This is a genomic window from Variovorax sp. P1_H12_2 (assembly GCF_056405335.1).
The window spans coordinates 57,146-73,029 of the sequence record NZ_JBFUCI010000002.1; the positions used below are offsets into that span (position 1 = coordinate 57,146).

The window sequence follows — 15,884 nt, forward strand, 5'->3', positions numbered from 1 at the left end:
CACCATGGAGTGCTTAAATCATTATCAATGAACATCCAGACAGTCGGTGACCAGTTGCGGGGTTTTGCTACGGATTCACCTCCGCCGCCATCCTTCTCGGGTGTGCCGTGCGCCTGATCCTGGAAGCCACTGCCGCAGGTGCCGTCAAGCGCCTGGAGTTCTGGACCGCYGAACCTGTGACGATCGGGCGCTCGCCCGGCTGCCAGATCCAGATCGACGCCGACCAGGGCAGCGTGTCTCGGCTGCATGCCCAGCTCGTCCCTACCGCACGAGGCTGGGTGGTGGAGGATCACAGCAAGGTCGGAACCCTGGTGAACGGCATGAGGCTTGGGCATGGACAGCGTTGTGCGCTGCGCATGCACGACGAGTTGCGGGTCGGACCCCTGCGCCTGCGGGTGCTTGAGCTCGGGGGCCAGATCGAGCAGACGCTGGCCACCGAGCTCAAGCTGACGGCGGTCAACTTCGCGACGCTGGACCCGCAATTGATCCTGAAGTCGGCGCTGGAACTGCCTCGTTTGTTCGGTGAGGCGCACGCCGAAGGCGAAGTGCTGCAGAAGGCTTGCGCCTTTCTGGTGCAAGTGCTCGCGCCCGTCGTCAGTTCGGCCTATGTCGTGGAAGCGCATCCGGAGAGCATGGAGTCGTCGCGCATGCTCGCAACGTACTCGCTGAACGGAGAACGCGCCCCGGTGCTCAGCCGCAGAGTCATCGGCGGCGCGCTCCACCTTGACGGCTCGGTCGCTTTTTTCAACCACGCCACCTCGACCGAAATCGATGCCACCGTGCACCACACGACGCGAACGGTCGGGGCCTGCCTGATCGAGCGCAGCACCGCCGGCGAGCCCATCGTGATCTATGTCGTCGGCGAGCAAACCTTGCCGAACGACAACACCGACATCGCTGCCGGCTACCTCAGCCTGGTCAGCACGCTCACGCGCCAGCACCTGGTGGCCCAAAGGCAGGCCCATTTGACCCAGTACTTTTCGCCCAAGGTCGTTGATCTGCTGATGCGCCCTGGCGGACGCTCGAGTGCCGAAGGGGACCCTCGCATCATGGAGGCCACCAGTCTGATCTTCGATCTTCGAGGTTTCTGCCTTTCCACCGAGGCGGCGGCGACAGACTTGCTTCGATGGCAGAAAGAACTCCGAAGCACGATGGACACCGTCTCGCGGGAAGTCTTTGCTCACGAGGGAACGGTGATCGACTACCAGGGCGATGGGTGTTTCGCCGCTTGGGGGGTGCCGTTCGAGCAACCCGGCCAGGCCCAACTGGCCGTTGACTGCGCGCTGCGGATTCTCGAGCAGTTGAAGACAACCCCTTTGCAGTCCTTGTCGTCGCCGTCCGGCCCGGTTTGTGGCATCGCCATTGCCAAGGGGCAGGTGCTGGCCGGTTCGATGACATCGAGCCGGCATTTCAAGTACGGGTTGCTGGGCACTTCGGTCAACTGCGCATCCCGTGTGGAGACGCTCACCAAACCCGGCCGACTCGACGCGCCGCTGCTCGTCACCGAAGAGGTGGCCAGGCTTCTGGACGTAAAACGCACGCCATTTGTTCGGGCAGCCCGCGTGGCCTTGGCAGGCATGGAAACCCTCGTCAATGTCTACGAGGTGCTCGATCCCGCACGAAGCCTGTCGTCGGCCGGCCATGCAGCACGCTGGGAAGCCCTTTTGTGCATGCTGGAAGGGGTGCGCCAGATCGCCGATCTGCAAGAGCTCCAAGCGGCGATTGGCGCGCCCGCGTGGGCAGACGATCCCCGCGTGCGCTGGCTGCAAGCACAGTGCAGACAGTTGGAAGACCCGGAGCAGCTGTCCCGGTGGGACGGCGTCGTGCGCTACGAAAAGTAGCGCAGTTGTCAGCGGAGTGGCTTGGAAGCGCCCCGTCGCCCTCTGTCATCGCCGTGGCGCCCGGCTCTCAGGTACGCGTCCCTCGCCCGGCCGCGCCAACTCGGCCAGGCTGTCGCCGGAAGTCTCCGCGCTTGACCGCAAACGATGGCTCTCCAGTGGTGCTGATGCTCGGCAGCCTACCGGCCCGCTTCTGGCGCGGCCGTGCGCGCGCCCGGCCCTGATCTGACGCGTACCTGACTGGGGCGGAGGCCTGTCGCAGGCGCGGCCCGGCCGGCGGCCGTCTGCTTGAGTCATCTCACAACGACGCCAGGGCCCGCCGGTCAGTATTGAACGTTGGCGCGCCGGGCAGCTCAGGCACCACGACCATGCCTCCATCCGTTGTTCAACCCAAGGAGACATTCATGATCACCGCCAAGACCATCCCTTCCGTCGCCAACCTCGAAGTCCTCGACGCCGGCCACGAGACCACACCCCGCGTGYCGGAAGCCTCCACGCTGATGGGAGAACTGCGCAAGGCGGTGACCCACGCGACCCAGTGGGTCACTGGCTTGGACCCCGAGCTGGCCCGCGACCGCTTCCTCGCCGAAGCCACGGATCTGGCCGACTTGGAGCGCCGCAGCGTTGACTGGGAACGCGCGCAGGAGACGCGCCGCGCGCTGCCGCCGGTGCTCTGAAGACGCGCCGGGAACCAAGCTTGCTTCAACTCCACATAGGGCCTCCCAAGGAGAGCTTGTCAATGTTCGATCGATCCATTCGATACCTGACCACTGCCGCACGGCGGAACTCCCCCCGCTACGTCGTGGCGCTGCTCGCCTGCGTTCTGTTGGTGCTTGCCTTGCGCGGTCCGACCGGGCATGTCGAGGCAGCGATGAAGCATCCTCTGCCCAACGGCGGCGCCGCATCCGTTGCCACGGATTCCCGCTTCGATTCACTGCGCAACGAGGCAGCGAGCGGTGACGAACGCTCCAACCTCGAACTCAGCAGTGCCTTGATGGACAGGTACGACCTGACGGGCGATTCGAACGACCTCTATGAGGCGCTGGAATGGGTCGACAGGCGCTGGGACGTGTCCGACCACGCGGAACAGGTCAGCCGCATCGTCGCGCAGTACTGCGGTCATCGCGTCGTGCAGTGGCATCGCCTGTGCGTGCTGGGCGAATGACCGAGGCAGCGCAATGCATGCCGTACGGCTGTCCTCCGGGCTCGCCTATTGGCGAGCGGCAGCTCACCCAAAAAAAGGTTTTGTCATGATCAAGTCGCCTACGGTTCTTCTTGTGCTTCTGCATACAGCCGCTCACTCCCAACGGCTTGCGCCAATTGCGCCTCTCGAGACAGGAAAGTCCACCCCTCAACTCCTCACGTCCGTGATCTACGAGTGCGAGCGGCGCGCATTGCGGCAGCAGTTGAGCGTGGACGACACATACCGGTGCGATGACACGAAGAAGTTCTCAGAGGACCGCATGTTTGGCGGCGATTCGGTTCGCATGCGCACGTGGCTCGCGGAGCAGCGGTACTTCATCGAGGCCGAGTTGACGCCTTGATGCAACTGTTGGGGAATTCCATCAAAGCGAAAAGCGATCTGCCACGATCACACGGCGAGGGCAACCGCGGCAAGGTCGAGGAGACGGGGTCGCGGGCATGAGCTTCAAGCCCGACACCTTCATCGCGGCGAACGATCCGGGCCTCGCGCACGCGGTCGCGAGGAGCTTCCTGACGGCCGACGCCGCGGAGACGGCGGCGCGCCATCGGCGCGTGGAGCGCCTCGGCGCAAAGGCTGGAAGTCTCGCAGCATGGCGCGCCTTCTTCGCCGAGGACATCGTCGCCGAATCGGTCCTTCGTGGCTACGGCGATCGCGCGCTTTGGACCGTCGCCGGCTACGCCGCGATCGATTTCGGTGAGGCGCTGTCGTCCGGTCACGGTCTCCACGTTCACGCTGTCGCGCGGCAGCGCAGCGTCGATTTCTCGCCGATCGCGGTGACGTCCCACGCGGTCGCCCGGATGATGGCGCGCACGCTCCACCAGGCTGATCGACATCTCGTGAAGGCTACGCTGATGCCGTTCTTCCGCGCGTGGTGGGCGCAGCTCGCCAACGCGAACGTCGCCGACGAGCTACCGGAGGGCGCCGAGGTCGCGCTGTGCTGCCCCCGCGGCGCCCTTCTCGGATTCGAGTGTGCCTCGGGGGTTCGCTCGCGGTGGGGTGCGGTCCTGAAGACCTGGGTCGACGCCGAGGGCGCCGCCGATCCAGTTCTGCGTCGGACCTGCGCCGACCTCGCGCCGGCCTTCGTCTGCGGCCTCTACCGCCTCGGGCCGGGTTCACGCTGGGCGCCGTTTACCACGGTGGATACGCTGCCTAGGAAGCTCTGACGCACCTGGCTGCCGAGCACCTCGTCGTCCAGGCTGCACTGGCTTCTGGGCCTACCGAGCCACGCGTAGAAGCCACTTCGCGAGACACCGAGCGCCTCGCACATCATTGCCAACGGCCACGCTCCTCGGTGTTTCGCAACGAAGCCGAACTTCACATCGACTCCTTGGCGAAGTAGGCCGCCGCTTTTTTCAGCAGGTCGCGCTCCATTCTGAGCTTGGCGTTTTCGCTTCCTCAGCCGCTCAATTTCGGCCTGATCGGGCTTCATCACGCCTTGACCTGGGTGTTCTTAGCCAATTGAGCACTTTGGATCGCTGCATCAGCACGCCGGTTTATTAGCTCCAGCGGAGCACGAGCGGATCGAGCCGCTTTGCCGTCTCGATCAGGCCCTTGCGCACCTCGGGATGCATCGCGGGCCAGGGATGGCGCGGCGCCTCGCAGGCGATCACGCCGCCTTCCTTCATGAGCGCCTTGGCCGCGAGGAAGCCGGCTTGCCGGTTCTCGACGTTGATCAGCGGCAGCCAGCGCTGGTAGAGCGCGAAGGCCTGGTCGAGGTCGCCCTGGCGGTGAGCCTCGATGATCGGGCGAAGGCCGTCGGCGAAGGCGCCGCCGGTCATCGCGCCGGTCGCGCCTGCGTCGAGGTCTGGCAACAGGGTGATCGCCTCTTCGCCGTCCCACGGCCCTTCGATCGCGTCGCCGCCGAGTCGGATCAGCTCGCGCAGTTTGCTGGCCGCGCCGGCCGTCTCGATCTTGAAGTAGCTGATCTGTTCGATCTCCCTGGCCATCCTCGCGAGGAAGGCGGCCGACAGCACCGTGCCGCTGGCCGGTGCGTCCTGCACCATGATCGGGATCGACACCGCATCCGACAGCCGTGCATAGAACTCGAAGGTCTGGGCCTCGGGCACGCGGAAGGTGGCGCCGTGGTAAGGCGGCATCACCATCAGCATGGCTGCGCCCATGTCCTGCGCGCGGCGGCTGCGCTCGGCGCAGACGGTGGTGCCGAAATGCGTCGTGGTGACGATCACGGGCACGCGGCCGGCGACGTGCTCGAGGGCGGTGCGGGTCAGCACCTCACGCTCCTCGTCCGACAGCAGGAACTGCTCGGAGAAGTTCGCGAGGATGCAGATGCCGTCGACGCCGGAGTCGATCATGAAATCGAAGCAGCGCTTCTGGCTGTCGAGATCGAGCGCACCCGAGTCGGTGAAGGTGGTCGGCGCGACCGGGAAGATGCCGCGGTAGCGCGGGTTCGAAAGGCTATGGCGCGTCATGGACGACGATGCCTCAGTGCGAATGGCGATCCACGCCAGCGCCGCGGCAGCCGACGAGGAAGTCGAAGTCGCAGCCCTCGTCGGCCTGCAGCACGTGGTCGACGTACAGCCGCTTGTAGCCGCCGTTGGCCGGCGGCATCGGCAGCTTGACGCGGTCGCGCAGGCGTTCGGCGAGTTCGTCGTCGCTGATGTCGAGGTGGAGCCGCCCGCCGGCACAGTCGAGCTCGATCCAGTCGCCGTCGCGCACCGCCGCCAGCGAGCCGCCGTCGGCCGCCTCGGGCGCCACGTGAAGCACTACGGTGCCGTAGGCGGTGCCGCTCATGCGGGCGTCGGAGATGCGCACCATGTCTTTGATGCCCTGGCGCAGCAACTTGGGCGGCAAGCCCATGTTGCCTACCTCGGCCATGCCGGGGTAGCCTTTGGGGCCGCAGTTTTTCATCACCAGCACCGAGTCGGCATCGACGTCCAGGTCCTCGTCGACGATGCRTGCCTTGTAGTGCTCGAAGTCCTCGAACACCACCGCCCGGCCGCGGTGCTGTAGCAGCGCCGGCGTGGCGGCCGAGGGCTTGAGCACCGCGCCGCGCGGCGACAGGTTGCCGCGCAGGATGCAGATGCCGCCGTCGGCGATGAGCGGGTTGTCGAGCGGGCGGATCACCTCGTCGTTGTAGCTGGGCGCTTCGCGCACGTTGTCCCAGAGCGAGCGGCCGTTCACCGTCAATGCATCCGGATGCGGCAGCAGGCCGTTCTCGCCGAGCCGGCGCAGCACGGCGGGCAGACCGCCGGCGTAGTAGAACTCCTCCATCAGGAACCGACCCGAGGGCATCAAGTCGACGATCGTCGGCGTGCCGCGGCCGATGCGCGTCCAGTCCTCCAGTTCGAGCCCCACGCCGATGCGGCCGGCGATCGCCTTCAAGTGGATCACCGCGTTGGTCGAGCCGCCGATCGCCGCATTCACGCGGATCGCGTTCTCGAAGGCCTCGCGCGTGAGGATCTTCGAGAGCGTAAGGCCCTCCTTCGCCATCTCGACGATGCGCATGCCCGACATCTGCGCGAGCACGTAGCGCCGCGCGTCGACCGCCGGAATGGCCGCGTTGTGCGGCAGCGAGGTGCCGAGCGCCTCGGCCATGCAGGCCATGGTGGAGGCCGTGCCCATGGTGTTGCAGGTGCCAGCCGAGCGCGACATGCCGCCTTCGGCCGAGAGGAAATGGTGCAAGTCGATCTCCCCGGCCTTCAGCGACTCGTGCAGTTGCCACACGGAGGTGCCCGAGCCGATGTTCTTGCCTTCGAGCTTGCCGTTGAGCATCGGCCCGCCTGTCACGACGATGGCCGGGACGTCGCAGCTGGCTGCGCCCATCAGCAGCGCGGGAGTGGTCTTATCGCAGCCGGTGAGCAATACGACGGCATCGATCGGGTTGCCGCGGATGGCCTCTTCCACGTCCATGCTCGCCAGGTTGCGCGTGAGCATGGCGGTGGGCCGCAGGTTCGATTCGCCATTGGAGAACACCGGGAACTCGACCGGAAGGCCGCCGGCCTCCGAGATGCCGCGTTTCACGTGTTCCGCGATCTTGCGGAAGTGAGCGTTGCAGGGCGTGAGCTCCGACCAGGTGTTGCAGATACCGATGACCGGGCGACCGTCGAACTCGTGGTCGGGAATGCCCTGGTTCTTCATCCAGCTGCGGTACATGAAGCCGTTCTTGTCGGCAGAGCCGAACCATTCGGTCGAGCGCAGTTTCTTCTTGCGGGTGTCTGGCATGGGTGTCCTTGACGGCGGGGTGAGGTGGGAAGGGTCAGCGCGTCGGGGTGCGCGCGTTGAAGAAGCGTTGCAGCAGGCAGAAGACGAAGAGCAACGCGCCGACCACGATGCGCGTCCACCAGGAGCTCAACGAGCCGTCGAAGGAGATCAGCGTCTGGATGATGCCGAGCATCAGCACACCGAACAGCGTGCCGGCCACGTAGCCAACGCCGCCGGTGAGCAGCGTGCCGCCGATCACCACCGCGGCGATGGCGTCGAGTTCCAGGCCGACCGCGTGCAGGCCGTAGCCCGAGAGCATGTAGAAGGTGAAAATCACGCCGGCCAGCGCCGAGCAGAAGCCCGACAGCGTGTAGACGCCGATCAGCGTGCGGCGCACCGGCAGGCCCATCAGCACTGCCGAATGTTCGCTGCCGCCGACGGCATAGACGGCGCGTCCGAAGGGCGTGCAGTGCGCGACAAACACGGCGACGAGCACCACGGCGATGGCGATCACTGCGCTGATCGACAGCGAGGCCTCGCCCCAGACCGGGATGCGGATCTGCGACACCTCCGAATAGAACGCGTTGGTGATGCTGATCGAGTCGATGCTGATCAGGTAGCAGAGGCCGCGCGCCAGGAACATGCCGGCCAGCGTCACAATGAACGGCTGCAGCCGGAAGCGCTCGATCACCAGGCCCATGAAGGCACCGAACAGCGTGCCCATCACCAGCACCAGCGGGATCACCACGGCCGGACTCCAGCCATGCTTTTCGACCAGCGAGGCCGAGACCATGGTGGTGAGGGCGATCACCGAGCCGACCGAGAGATCGATGCCGCCCGAGAGGATCACGARGGTCATGCCGACCGCGACCACGATCAGGAAGGCGTTGTCGATCAGCAGGTTCAGGAAGACCTGCGCGGAGAAGAAGCCGTCGTAGGCTATCGAGCCCAGCGTGGCCATCAGCACGAAGAGCGAGATGGTGGCCGTGAGCGGCAGGTATTTGGGATTGAGCTTCATTCTCCCTCTCCCTCTCGCGGGAGAGGGCTGGGGTGAGGGTGTGACTTCAATCACCGCGCTCATGAACGCACCTCCCCGAGTGCCCGCCGCTGAGCCCAGACACGCACCGTCGCCCGGAACTCCGGCGACTGCAGCAGCATCACCAGGAACACCACCACGGCCTTCACCACCAGATTGATCTCGGGCGGTACGCCGAGCGAATAGATCGCATAGGTCAGCGTCTGGATGATCAGCGCGCCGATCACGCTGCCGACCAGGCTGAAGCGCCCGCCGGTGAGCGCGGTGCCGCCGAGCGTGACGGCGAGGATCGCGTCGAGCTCCAGCAGTTGGCCCGCGTTGTTGCCGTCGGCGCTTTTCACGTTGGAGCTGATCAGCAGCCCGGCGATGCCCGCGCACAGCCCGCAAAATACATAGGCACCGACCACCAGCCGGCGCGACTGCACGCCCGCCACGCGCGCCGCCGTGGGGTTGATGCCGATCGCCTGGATGAACAGGCCGAGCGCCGTGCGCGTGATCGCCAGGTAGAGCAGCGCGAACACGCCGGCCACGATGAACAGCGAGAACGGCAGGCCGAGCAGGGAGCCGCTGCCGAGGAAGAAGTAGGGCTTGTAGTAGACGGTGATGATCTGCCCGTTGGTGATGAGCTGGGCGATGCCGCGGCCGGCCACCATCAAAATCAGCGTGGCGATGATCGGCTGCATGCCCACGCGCGCCACCAGCAGCCCGTTCCAGAGGCCGCAGGCCAGGGCGATGGTCAGAGCCGCGAGGATGGCCAGCGGCAGCGGGAAGCGGCTCGCATCACCCGACACCGCTCCGCCGATCATCCAGGCCGCGGTGGCCGCGGCGATGGCGACCACGGCGCCGACCGAGATGTCAATGCCGCGCGTGGCGATCACCAGCGTCATGCCCAGCGACACCAGCACCAGCGGTGCGGCGCGGTTCAATATGTCGATCAGGCTGCCGTAGAGATGGCCGTCGCGCCATTCGATGTGCAGAAAGCTGGGGTTGAAGGTGGTATTGAGGGCCAGCAGGAGCAGCAGCGTGATGATCGGCCAGGCGAGGCGATGGCTTGTGAGGGTCGAAAGGCGCTTCATGTCAGCACGGCCCCGTTCTCTGTGCGGGAGACGCCGCGGAACCGGTGCGCGAAGCTTGGGGGAGAGTCATGTTGTCGCAGCAATCAATTCGTAGACCTCGTCTTCGGTGCTGCCACCCGGCAGCTCGCCCACCTTCTTCCGGTCGCGCAGCACCACGATGCGATGCGCTACACGCACCACTTCGCTCATCTCCGACGAGATGAAGATCACCGCCATGCCCGCCTGGGCCAGCCGCAAGATCTGCTCCATGATTTCCTGCTTCGCCGCCACGTCGATGCCGCGCGTGGGCTCGTCGAGGATCAGGAGGCGCGGCTCGGTGGCGAGCCAGCGCGCGATCATGGCCTTTTGCTGGTTGCCGCCGGAGAGCAGGCCGATCGGCGTCTCAATGCTTGCGGTCTTGATGCCCAGCGCCGCGACGAAGCGCTCGGCCAGCGCTGTCTGTTCGGCATGCGACAGGAAGCGTTTCGTGCCCAGACGCGCCTGCAGCGCGAGCGCGATGTTCTCGCGCACCGACAGCTCGGCCACGATCCCGTCGGTCTTGCGCTCTTCGGGACACAGCGCGAGGCCGCGGCGGATCGCATCGGCCGGGTCGGCGAAGCTCACGGCCTGCCCGTCGATGCGCAGCACGCCGCGGTCCGGCGTCTCCATGCCGAAGAGCAGGCGCGCGAGTTCAGTCCGGCCGGCGCCGAGCAGGCCGGCCAGGCCGACGATCTCGCCCGCGCGCACCCGCAGGTCCAGCGGCTGCAGCTGGCCGGCCTGCGCCAAGCCCTCGGTCTGCAGCAGCGCGGCGGCCGTGTCGTCGAAGGCCGGCGGCACGGCGGGCCGAGCCGACTGCGCCGCGAGTTCGCGTCCCAGCATCGCGGCGATCAGGGCCTGCGGCTCGAGTTCGCTCGCGCGCCATTCGCCGACCCACTGGCCGTTGCGCAGCACGGTGATGCGGTCCGACACCGCGTAGACCTGGTTCAGGAAGTGCGTGACGAAGACGATGGCCAGGCCTTCGGCGCGCAGCCGGCGCAGCACCTCGAACAGCTTGTTCACTTCTTCATCGTCCAGGCTGGAGGTCGGCTCGTCGAGGATCAGCACCTTGGCCGACACGCCCAGCGCGCGCGCGATCGCGACCAGCTGCTGCACCGCCACCGGGTAGCTGGAGAGCAGCCGCGTGACGTCGATGTCCAGACCGATGCGCGTGAGCAGTTCACCGGCCTGGCGGTTCACCGCGGCCCAATCGATGCGGTAGCCCTGCGCCAGGCCGCAGCGTAGGTAACGTCCGGCGAACACGTTCTCCGCCACCGAGAGGTTGGGGCAGAGGTTGACCTCCTGGTAGACCGTGCTGATGCCGAGCTGCTGCGCCGCCAGCGGCGTGCCGGGGCGGATCGCCTGGCCGTCCAGCCGCATCTCGCCGCCGCTGGAGCCAAGGACGCCGGTCAGCACCTTGATCAGCGTCGACTTGCCCGCGCCGTTCTGGCCCATCAGCGCATGGATCTCGCCGGGGTAGAGCCGCAACTGCACGTCGCGCAGCACCGGGATGCCTGTGAAGGACTTGTGGATGCCCGCGAGTTCCARCACGGGCTTGGCGGCGACCGGGTCCATCGTCACTTGTTCTTGTTGTAGACGTCGATGAACACCGCGGCTAGCAGCACCAGGCCTTTGATCACCTGCTGGTAGTCGATGCCGATGCCGAGGATCGACATGCCGTTGTTCATCACGCCCATGATGAAGGCGCCGATCACCGCGCCCATCACCTTGCCGACGCCGCCCGAGGCCGAGGCGCCGCCTATGAAGCAGGCCGCAATCACGTCGAGCTCGAAGCCCAGGCCGGCCTTGGGCGTGGCAGTGTTGAGCCGTGCAGCGAATACCAGGCCCGCCAGCGCCGCGAGCGCGCCCATGTTCACGAACGTGAGAAACGCGAGCCGTTGTGTCTTCACGCCCGACAGCCGCGCCGCCTTCTCGTTGCCGCCCAGCGCGTAGATGCGCCGGCCGATGGTCGTGCGGTTGGTGACGAAGTCGTACATCACGATCAGCGCCGCCATCACGATCAGCACGTTGGGCAGCCCCTTGTAGGTCGACAGCAGGTAGCTGAAGAAAAGAATGATGGCCGCGAAGAACAGGTTCTTCACCAGGAAGAAAGCGTAGGGCTCCTGCTCCATGCCGTGCGCCTTCAGCTTGGCGCGCCCGCGCAGCTTGAAGAACACCAGTGCCACGGCGGCCAGCGCGCCGACGACCAGCGATGTGGTGTGCAGGGTTTCACCGCCCAGCGGATCGGGAATGAAGCCGGAACTTAGCCGCTGGAACTCCACCGGGAACGGCCCGACCGATTGGCCTACCAGCAGCGCCAGCGTGAGTCCCTTGAACACCAGCATGCCCGCGAGCGTGACGATGAACGACGGGATCTTGCGAAACGCCACGAACCAGCCCTGCGCCGCACCGATCGCCGCACCGGTCAGGATGCTCACGATGGCAGTGGGTACGAAGTGCCACTCGTACTCCACCATCAGCACCGCCGCCAGTGCGCCGATAAAGCCGCACACCGAGCCCACCGACAGGTCGATGTGCCCCGCCACGATCACCAGCAGCATGCCCAGCGCCATGATGACCACGTAGCTGTTCTGCAGTAGAAGGTTGGTGAGGTTCAATGGGCGTAGCAATGTGCCGTCGGTCAGCACCTGGAACAGCACCATGATCGCGACCAGCGAGATCAGCATGCCGTACTCACGCAGGTTGTTCTTCAGGAAGCCGGCATGCAGCTTCGGCGCATTGGCCAGGGGAACGGCGGACATCACTGCGTCGACGTCAGGCTGCGACATGAACCGAACTCCCCGCGCTCACGATGGCGTGCATGATGCGTTCCTGCGAGGCCTCGGCCGCCCCGAATTCGGCGACGAAGCGCCCCTCGTTCATCACGTAGATGCGGTCGCACATGCCGAGCAGTTCCGGCAGTTCCGAAGAGATCATCAGAATGCCTTTGCCCTCGCTCGCGAGCCGGTCGATGATGGTGTAGATCTCGTACTTGGCACCGACGTCGATGCCGCGCGTGGGCTCGTCGAGGATCAGCAGTTCGGGTTGGGTGAAGAGCCACTTGCTCAGTACCACCTTCTGCTGGTTGCCGCCCGACAGATTGACCACCGGTTGCTCGACGCCCGAGCAGCGGATGTTGAGCGCCTTGCGGTAGTCGTTGGCGATACTGAATTCGCGACCGGTGTCGATCACCAATTTGTCGGCCACAGCGGTCAGGTTGGCCAAGCTGATGTTCTTGCGGATGTCTTCCTCGAGCACCAGCCCCAGTCCCTTGCGGTCTTCGGTGACGTACGCGATGCCGTGGTCGATGGCCTTGCGCACCGTGCCCACGTCCACTGGTTGGCCGTGCATGAACACCGAGCCGCTGATGCGCTGGCCGTAGGACTTGCCGAACACGCTCATCGCGAACTCTGTGCGCCCCGCGCCCATGAGGCCGGCGATGCCGACGATCTCGCCGCGGCGCACGTTCAGGTTCACGCCCTTGATCATCTCGCGCTCGGCATGCAGCGCATGGTGCACGTACCAGCCGCGCACCTCGAACACGGTCTCGCCGATGACTGGATGACGCTGTGGATAACGGTGTTCCATGTCGCGGCCGACCATGCCGCGGATGATGCGATCCTCGCTGATCGGCTGCGTTCGGCAGTCCATGGTCTCGACGGTCTCGCCGTCGCGCAGGACGGTGATGGCGTCGGCCACCTTGGCGATCTCGTTGAGCTTGTGCGAGATCAGGATCGACGCGATGCCCTGACGCTTGAGTTCGAGCAGCAACATCAGCAGCGCATCGCTGTCGCGTTCGTTGAGGCTGGCGGTCGGCTCGTCAAGGATCAGAAGCTTCACGTGCTTGGACAGCGCCTTGGCGATTTCCACCAGCTGCTGCTTGCCGACGCCGAGGTCGGTCACCAGCGTGGTGGGCGTCTCGTTCAGGCCGACCTTGGCCAGCAGCTCGCGCGTCTTCGCATACGAGGCGAACCAGTCGATCACGCCACCTCGCACGATCTCGTTGCCGAGGAAGATGTTCTCGGTGATCGAGAGCAGCGGCACCAGTGCGAGCTCCTGATGGATGATGATGATGCCCAGCTTCTCGCTGTCGGCGATGCCGCGGAAGCGTCGCAGCTCGCCCTCGAAGTGGATCTCGCCCTCGTAGCTGTCGCAGGGATAGACGCCGCTGAGCACCTTCATCAGCGTCGACTTGCCCGCGCCGTTCTCGCCGACCACCGCATGGATCTCGCCCGCGCGCACGGCCAGCCGGACATTGCTCAGCGCCTTCACGCCGGGAAATGTCTTGGTGATGCCGCGCATCTCCAAAATGATGTCCGCGACCTGATTCACTTGACCTGGCTTTCCTTGTAGTAGCCGCTGTCGACCAACGTCTGCTTCCAGTTGCCGAGGTCGACGCTCACCGGCTTGAGCAGGTAGGAGGGCACGACCTTCACGCCGTTGTTGTAGGTCTTGGTGTCGTTCACCTCGGGCGTCTTGCCGGCCAGCATGGCGTCGACCATCKCCACCGTGACCTTGGCCAGCTCGCGCGTGTCCTTGAACACCGTGGCCGTCTGCTCCTTCTTCAGGATCGACTTGACCGACTGCACCTCGGCGTCCTGCCCGGTCACCACCGGCATCGGCAGCTTCGGCGTGCCGTAGCCCACGCCCTTGAGCGAGGAGATGATGCCGATCGAAAGGCCGTCGTAAGGCGACAGCACCGCGTCGACATGGTCCTTGGTGTAGTAGGCCGACAGCAGATTGTCCATGCGGGCCTGCGCCACCGCGCCGTCCCAGCGCAACGTCGAGACCTTGTCCATGCCCATCTGCTTGCTGCGCACCACCAGCTTGCCGCTGTCGATGTAGGGCTTGAGCACCGACATCGCGCCGTTGTAGAAGAAGAAGGCGTTGTTGTCGTCCGGCGAGCCGCCGAAGAGTTCGATGTTGAACGGACCCTTGCCGGCCTTCAGGTCGAGCGCCTTCTCGATGTAGCTGGCCTGCAGCACGCCGACCTGGAAGTTGTCAAAGGTGGCGTAGTAGTCGACGTTCTTCGAGCCCTTGATCAGCCGGTCGTAGGCGATGACCTTCACACCCTTGTCGGCCGCTTTCTGCAGCACGTCGGACAGCGTGGTGCCGTCGATGGCCGCGATCACCAGCACCTTCGAGCCCTTGGTCACCATGTTCTCGATCTGCGCGAGCTGGTTCGGGATGTCGTCGTCGGCGTACTGCAGGTCAGTCTTGTAGCCCTTTTCCTGGAAGTACTTGACCATGTTGGCGCCGTCGGCGATCCAGCGGGCGGAAGACTTGGTAGGCATCGAGATGGCGATCGGGCCCTTGTCCTGGGCCTGGGCAAGCTGGGCGATGGCCAGAACGCCGGTGACGGCAAGGGCGAGCAGGGTGCGGAGGAAGTTGCGCTTCATGGTGGGGCTCCTGGGCTCAGTACTTGCGCTTCGGGAACTCGGCCGCGGCCACTTCCATCGGAAAGATCGACTCCTCCGTCACGATGCGTTTGGGCATCGGCTTGTTGGCCTTGATGTCCTTCACCGCGCTCATGAGCTGCGGGCCGAGCAGCGGGCTGCATTCGACGGTGACGTTGAGCTTGCCGGCCATCATGGCCTCGAATGCGCCCTTGACGCCGTCGATCGAGATGATGGTGATGTCTTTGGCCGGCTTGAGTCCGGCCTCTTCGATGGCCTGGATTGCGCCGATCGCCATGTCGTCGTTGTGCGCGAACAGAACGTTGATCTTCTTGCCCTCGGCCTTGAGGAAGGCTTCCATCACCTCCTTGCCCTTGGCACGCGTGAAGTCGCCGGTCTGGGATCGAACGATCTTGAATTTCGGATCGGCCTTGATGATTTCTTCGAAGCCCTTCTTGCGGTCGATGGCCGGCGCCGAGCCCACCGTGCCCTGCAACTCGACGATGTTCACGTCGCCCTTTTGGTCTTTCATCTTGTCGACCAGCCAGCGTCCGGCCTTGCGGCCTTCCTCGACGAAGTCCGAGCCCATGAAGGTCACGTAGAGCGTGTCGTCCTTGGTATCGACTGCGCGGTCGGTCAGCACCACCGGAATCTGGGCGGCCTTGGCTTCGCGCAGCACCGTCTCCCAGCCCGACTCGACCACCGGCGAAAACGCGATCACGTCGACCTTCTGAGCGATGTAGGAGCGGATGGCCTTGATCTGGTTTTCCTGCTTCTGCTGGGCATCGGAGAACTTGAGTTCGATGCCGGCGTCCTTCGCGGCTGACTTGATCGACTCGGTGTTGGCGGTGCGCCATTCGCTCTCGGCGCCGACCTGGGCGAAACCGAGGACGAATTTCTTCTGCGCCAGCACGCGGGCGGGCAGCAGGCCCGCAAGCGTTGCAGCCGCCAGGGCACCGGTGAGGGCGCGACGTTGGATGGTCATGGGAGTCTCCTTTTGTTGTCGATGAAAGCGTTGACTTGCTGCCCTTTGGAGGGCCGCTGTAGTGAGGTCTCTAACCGGCCGCCAGTCTAGAAATGATTTTGATATCAATCCAATCATCTTTTGAATAAAATAGATATCGATAGCCGAATTCTGGAAAACCCCATGACCACCTC

At 65.2% G+C, this 15,884-nt stretch carries 14 protein-coding genes and 1 pseudogene; 5 read left to right on the top strand and 10 right to left on the bottom strand.

Features of this window, described 5'->3' with window-relative positions:
• Positions 1–107: 107 nt before the first annotated feature.
• From AC1D2K_RS00660 to AC1D2K_RS00680, 5 genes are all read left to right on the top strand, one after another.
• Positions 108–1,841, top strand: a complete 1,734-nt coding sequence (locus AC1D2K_RS00660) for an FHA domain-containing protein (RefSeq protein ID WP_478085487.1) — start codon at positions 108–110, stop codon at positions 1,839–1,841.
• A gap of 401 nt (positions 1,842–2,242) precedes the next feature.
• Entirely contained in the window at positions 2,243–2,515 is a 273-nt protein-coding gene (locus tag AC1D2K_RS00665; protein WP_478085488.1) for a hypothetical protein, read from the top strand.
• Positions 2,516–2,577: 62 nt separating this feature from the next.
• Complete coding sequence (locus AC1D2K_RS00670) at positions 2,578–3,003, top strand: hypothetical protein (RefSeq protein ID WP_478085490.1); 426 nt, start codon at positions 2,578–2,580, stop codon at positions 3,001–3,003.
• Between the two features lie 202 nt (positions 3,004–3,205).
• Complete coding sequence (locus tag AC1D2K_RS00675) at positions 3,206–3,382, top strand: hypothetical protein (RefSeq protein ID WP_478085491.1); 177 nt, start codon at positions 3,206–3,208, stop codon at positions 3,380–3,382.
• A 97-nt stretch (positions 3,383–3,479) separates the two neighbouring features.
• The gene (locus AC1D2K_RS00680) at positions 3,480–4,205 is read left to right on the top strand and encodes a hypothetical protein (RefSeq protein WP_478085493.1); all 726 of its coding nucleotides are present in this window, start codon (positions 3,480–3,482) and stop codon (positions 4,203–4,205) included.
• On the opposite strand, the pseudogene AC1D2K_RS00685 reads toward AC1D2K_RS00680, so the two are convergent.
• The 10 genes and pseudogenes from AC1D2K_RS00685 to AC1D2K_RS00730 all read right to left on the bottom strand — a co-directional run.
• Positions 4,157–4,486 (bottom strand): annotated as a pseudogene (locus AC1D2K_RS00685) (IS3 family transposase); the annotation flags it as partial. The gene AC1D2K_RS00680 and the pseudogene AC1D2K_RS00685 sit on opposite strands and share 49 nt — an antisense overlap.
• 52 nt (positions 4,487–4,538) lie before the next feature.
• On the bottom strand, positions 4,539–5,471 hold the full coding sequence (locus AC1D2K_RS00690) for a dihydrodipicolinate synthase family protein (RefSeq protein WP_478085494.1): 933 nt from the start codon (positions 5,469–5,471) through the stop codon (positions 4,539–4,541).
• 13 nt (positions 5,472–5,484) lie between these two features.
• On the bottom strand, positions 5,485–7,224 hold the full coding sequence (locus AC1D2K_RS00695; RefSeq protein ID WP_478085495.1) for an IlvD/Edd family dehydratase: 1,740 nt from the start codon (positions 7,222–7,224) through the stop codon (positions 5,485–5,487).
• A 34-nt stretch (positions 7,225–7,258) separates the two neighbouring features.
• Positions 7,259–8,284: a galactofuranose ABC transporter, permease protein YjfF gene (gene yjfF / locus AC1D2K_RS00700; protein WP_478085497.1), complete on the bottom strand. Its 1,026-nt coding sequence runs from the start codon at positions 8,282–8,284 to the stop codon at positions 7,259–7,261.
• Positions 8,281–9,315, bottom strand: coding sequence for an ABC transporter permease (locus tag AC1D2K_RS00705; RefSeq protein ID WP_478085498.1), 1,035 nt, complete (start codon positions 9,313–9,315; stop codon positions 8,281–8,283). The genes yjfF and AC1D2K_RS00705 overlap by 4 nt, the downstream gene beginning before the upstream one ends.
• A gap of 66 nt (positions 9,316–9,381) precedes the next feature.
• Entirely contained in the window at positions 9,382–10,905 is a 1,524-nt protein-coding gene (locus AC1D2K_RS00710; protein ID WP_478085500.1) for a sugar ABC transporter ATP-binding protein, read from the bottom strand.
• Positions 10,906–10,907: 2 nt separating this feature from the next.
• Positions 10,908–12,119: a multiple monosaccharide ABC transporter permease gene (mmsB, locus tag AC1D2K_RS00715; protein WP_478085502.1), complete on the bottom strand. Its 1,212-nt coding sequence runs from the start codon at positions 12,117–12,119 to the stop codon at positions 10,908–10,910.
• Complete coding sequence (mmsA, locus tag AC1D2K_RS00720; protein ID WP_478085508.1) at positions 12,106–13,632, bottom strand: multiple monosaccharide ABC transporter ATP-binding protein; 1,527 nt, start codon at positions 13,630–13,632, stop codon at positions 12,106–12,108. Before mmsA ends, mmsB begins: the two co-directional genes overlap by 14 nt.
• Before the next feature lie 26 nt (positions 13,633–13,658).
• Positions 13,659–14,729, bottom strand: a complete 1,071-nt coding sequence (gene chvE / locus AC1D2K_RS00725; protein ID WP_478085504.1) for a multiple monosaccharide ABC transporter substrate-binding protein — start codon at positions 14,727–14,729, stop codon at positions 13,659–13,661.
• Between the two features lie 16 nt (positions 14,730–14,745).
• On the bottom strand, positions 14,746–15,711 hold the full coding sequence (locus AC1D2K_RS00730) for an ABC transporter substrate-binding protein (protein WP_478085505.1): 966 nt from the start codon (positions 15,709–15,711) through the stop codon (positions 14,746–14,748).
• Positions 15,712–15,884 lie beyond the last annotated feature (173 nt).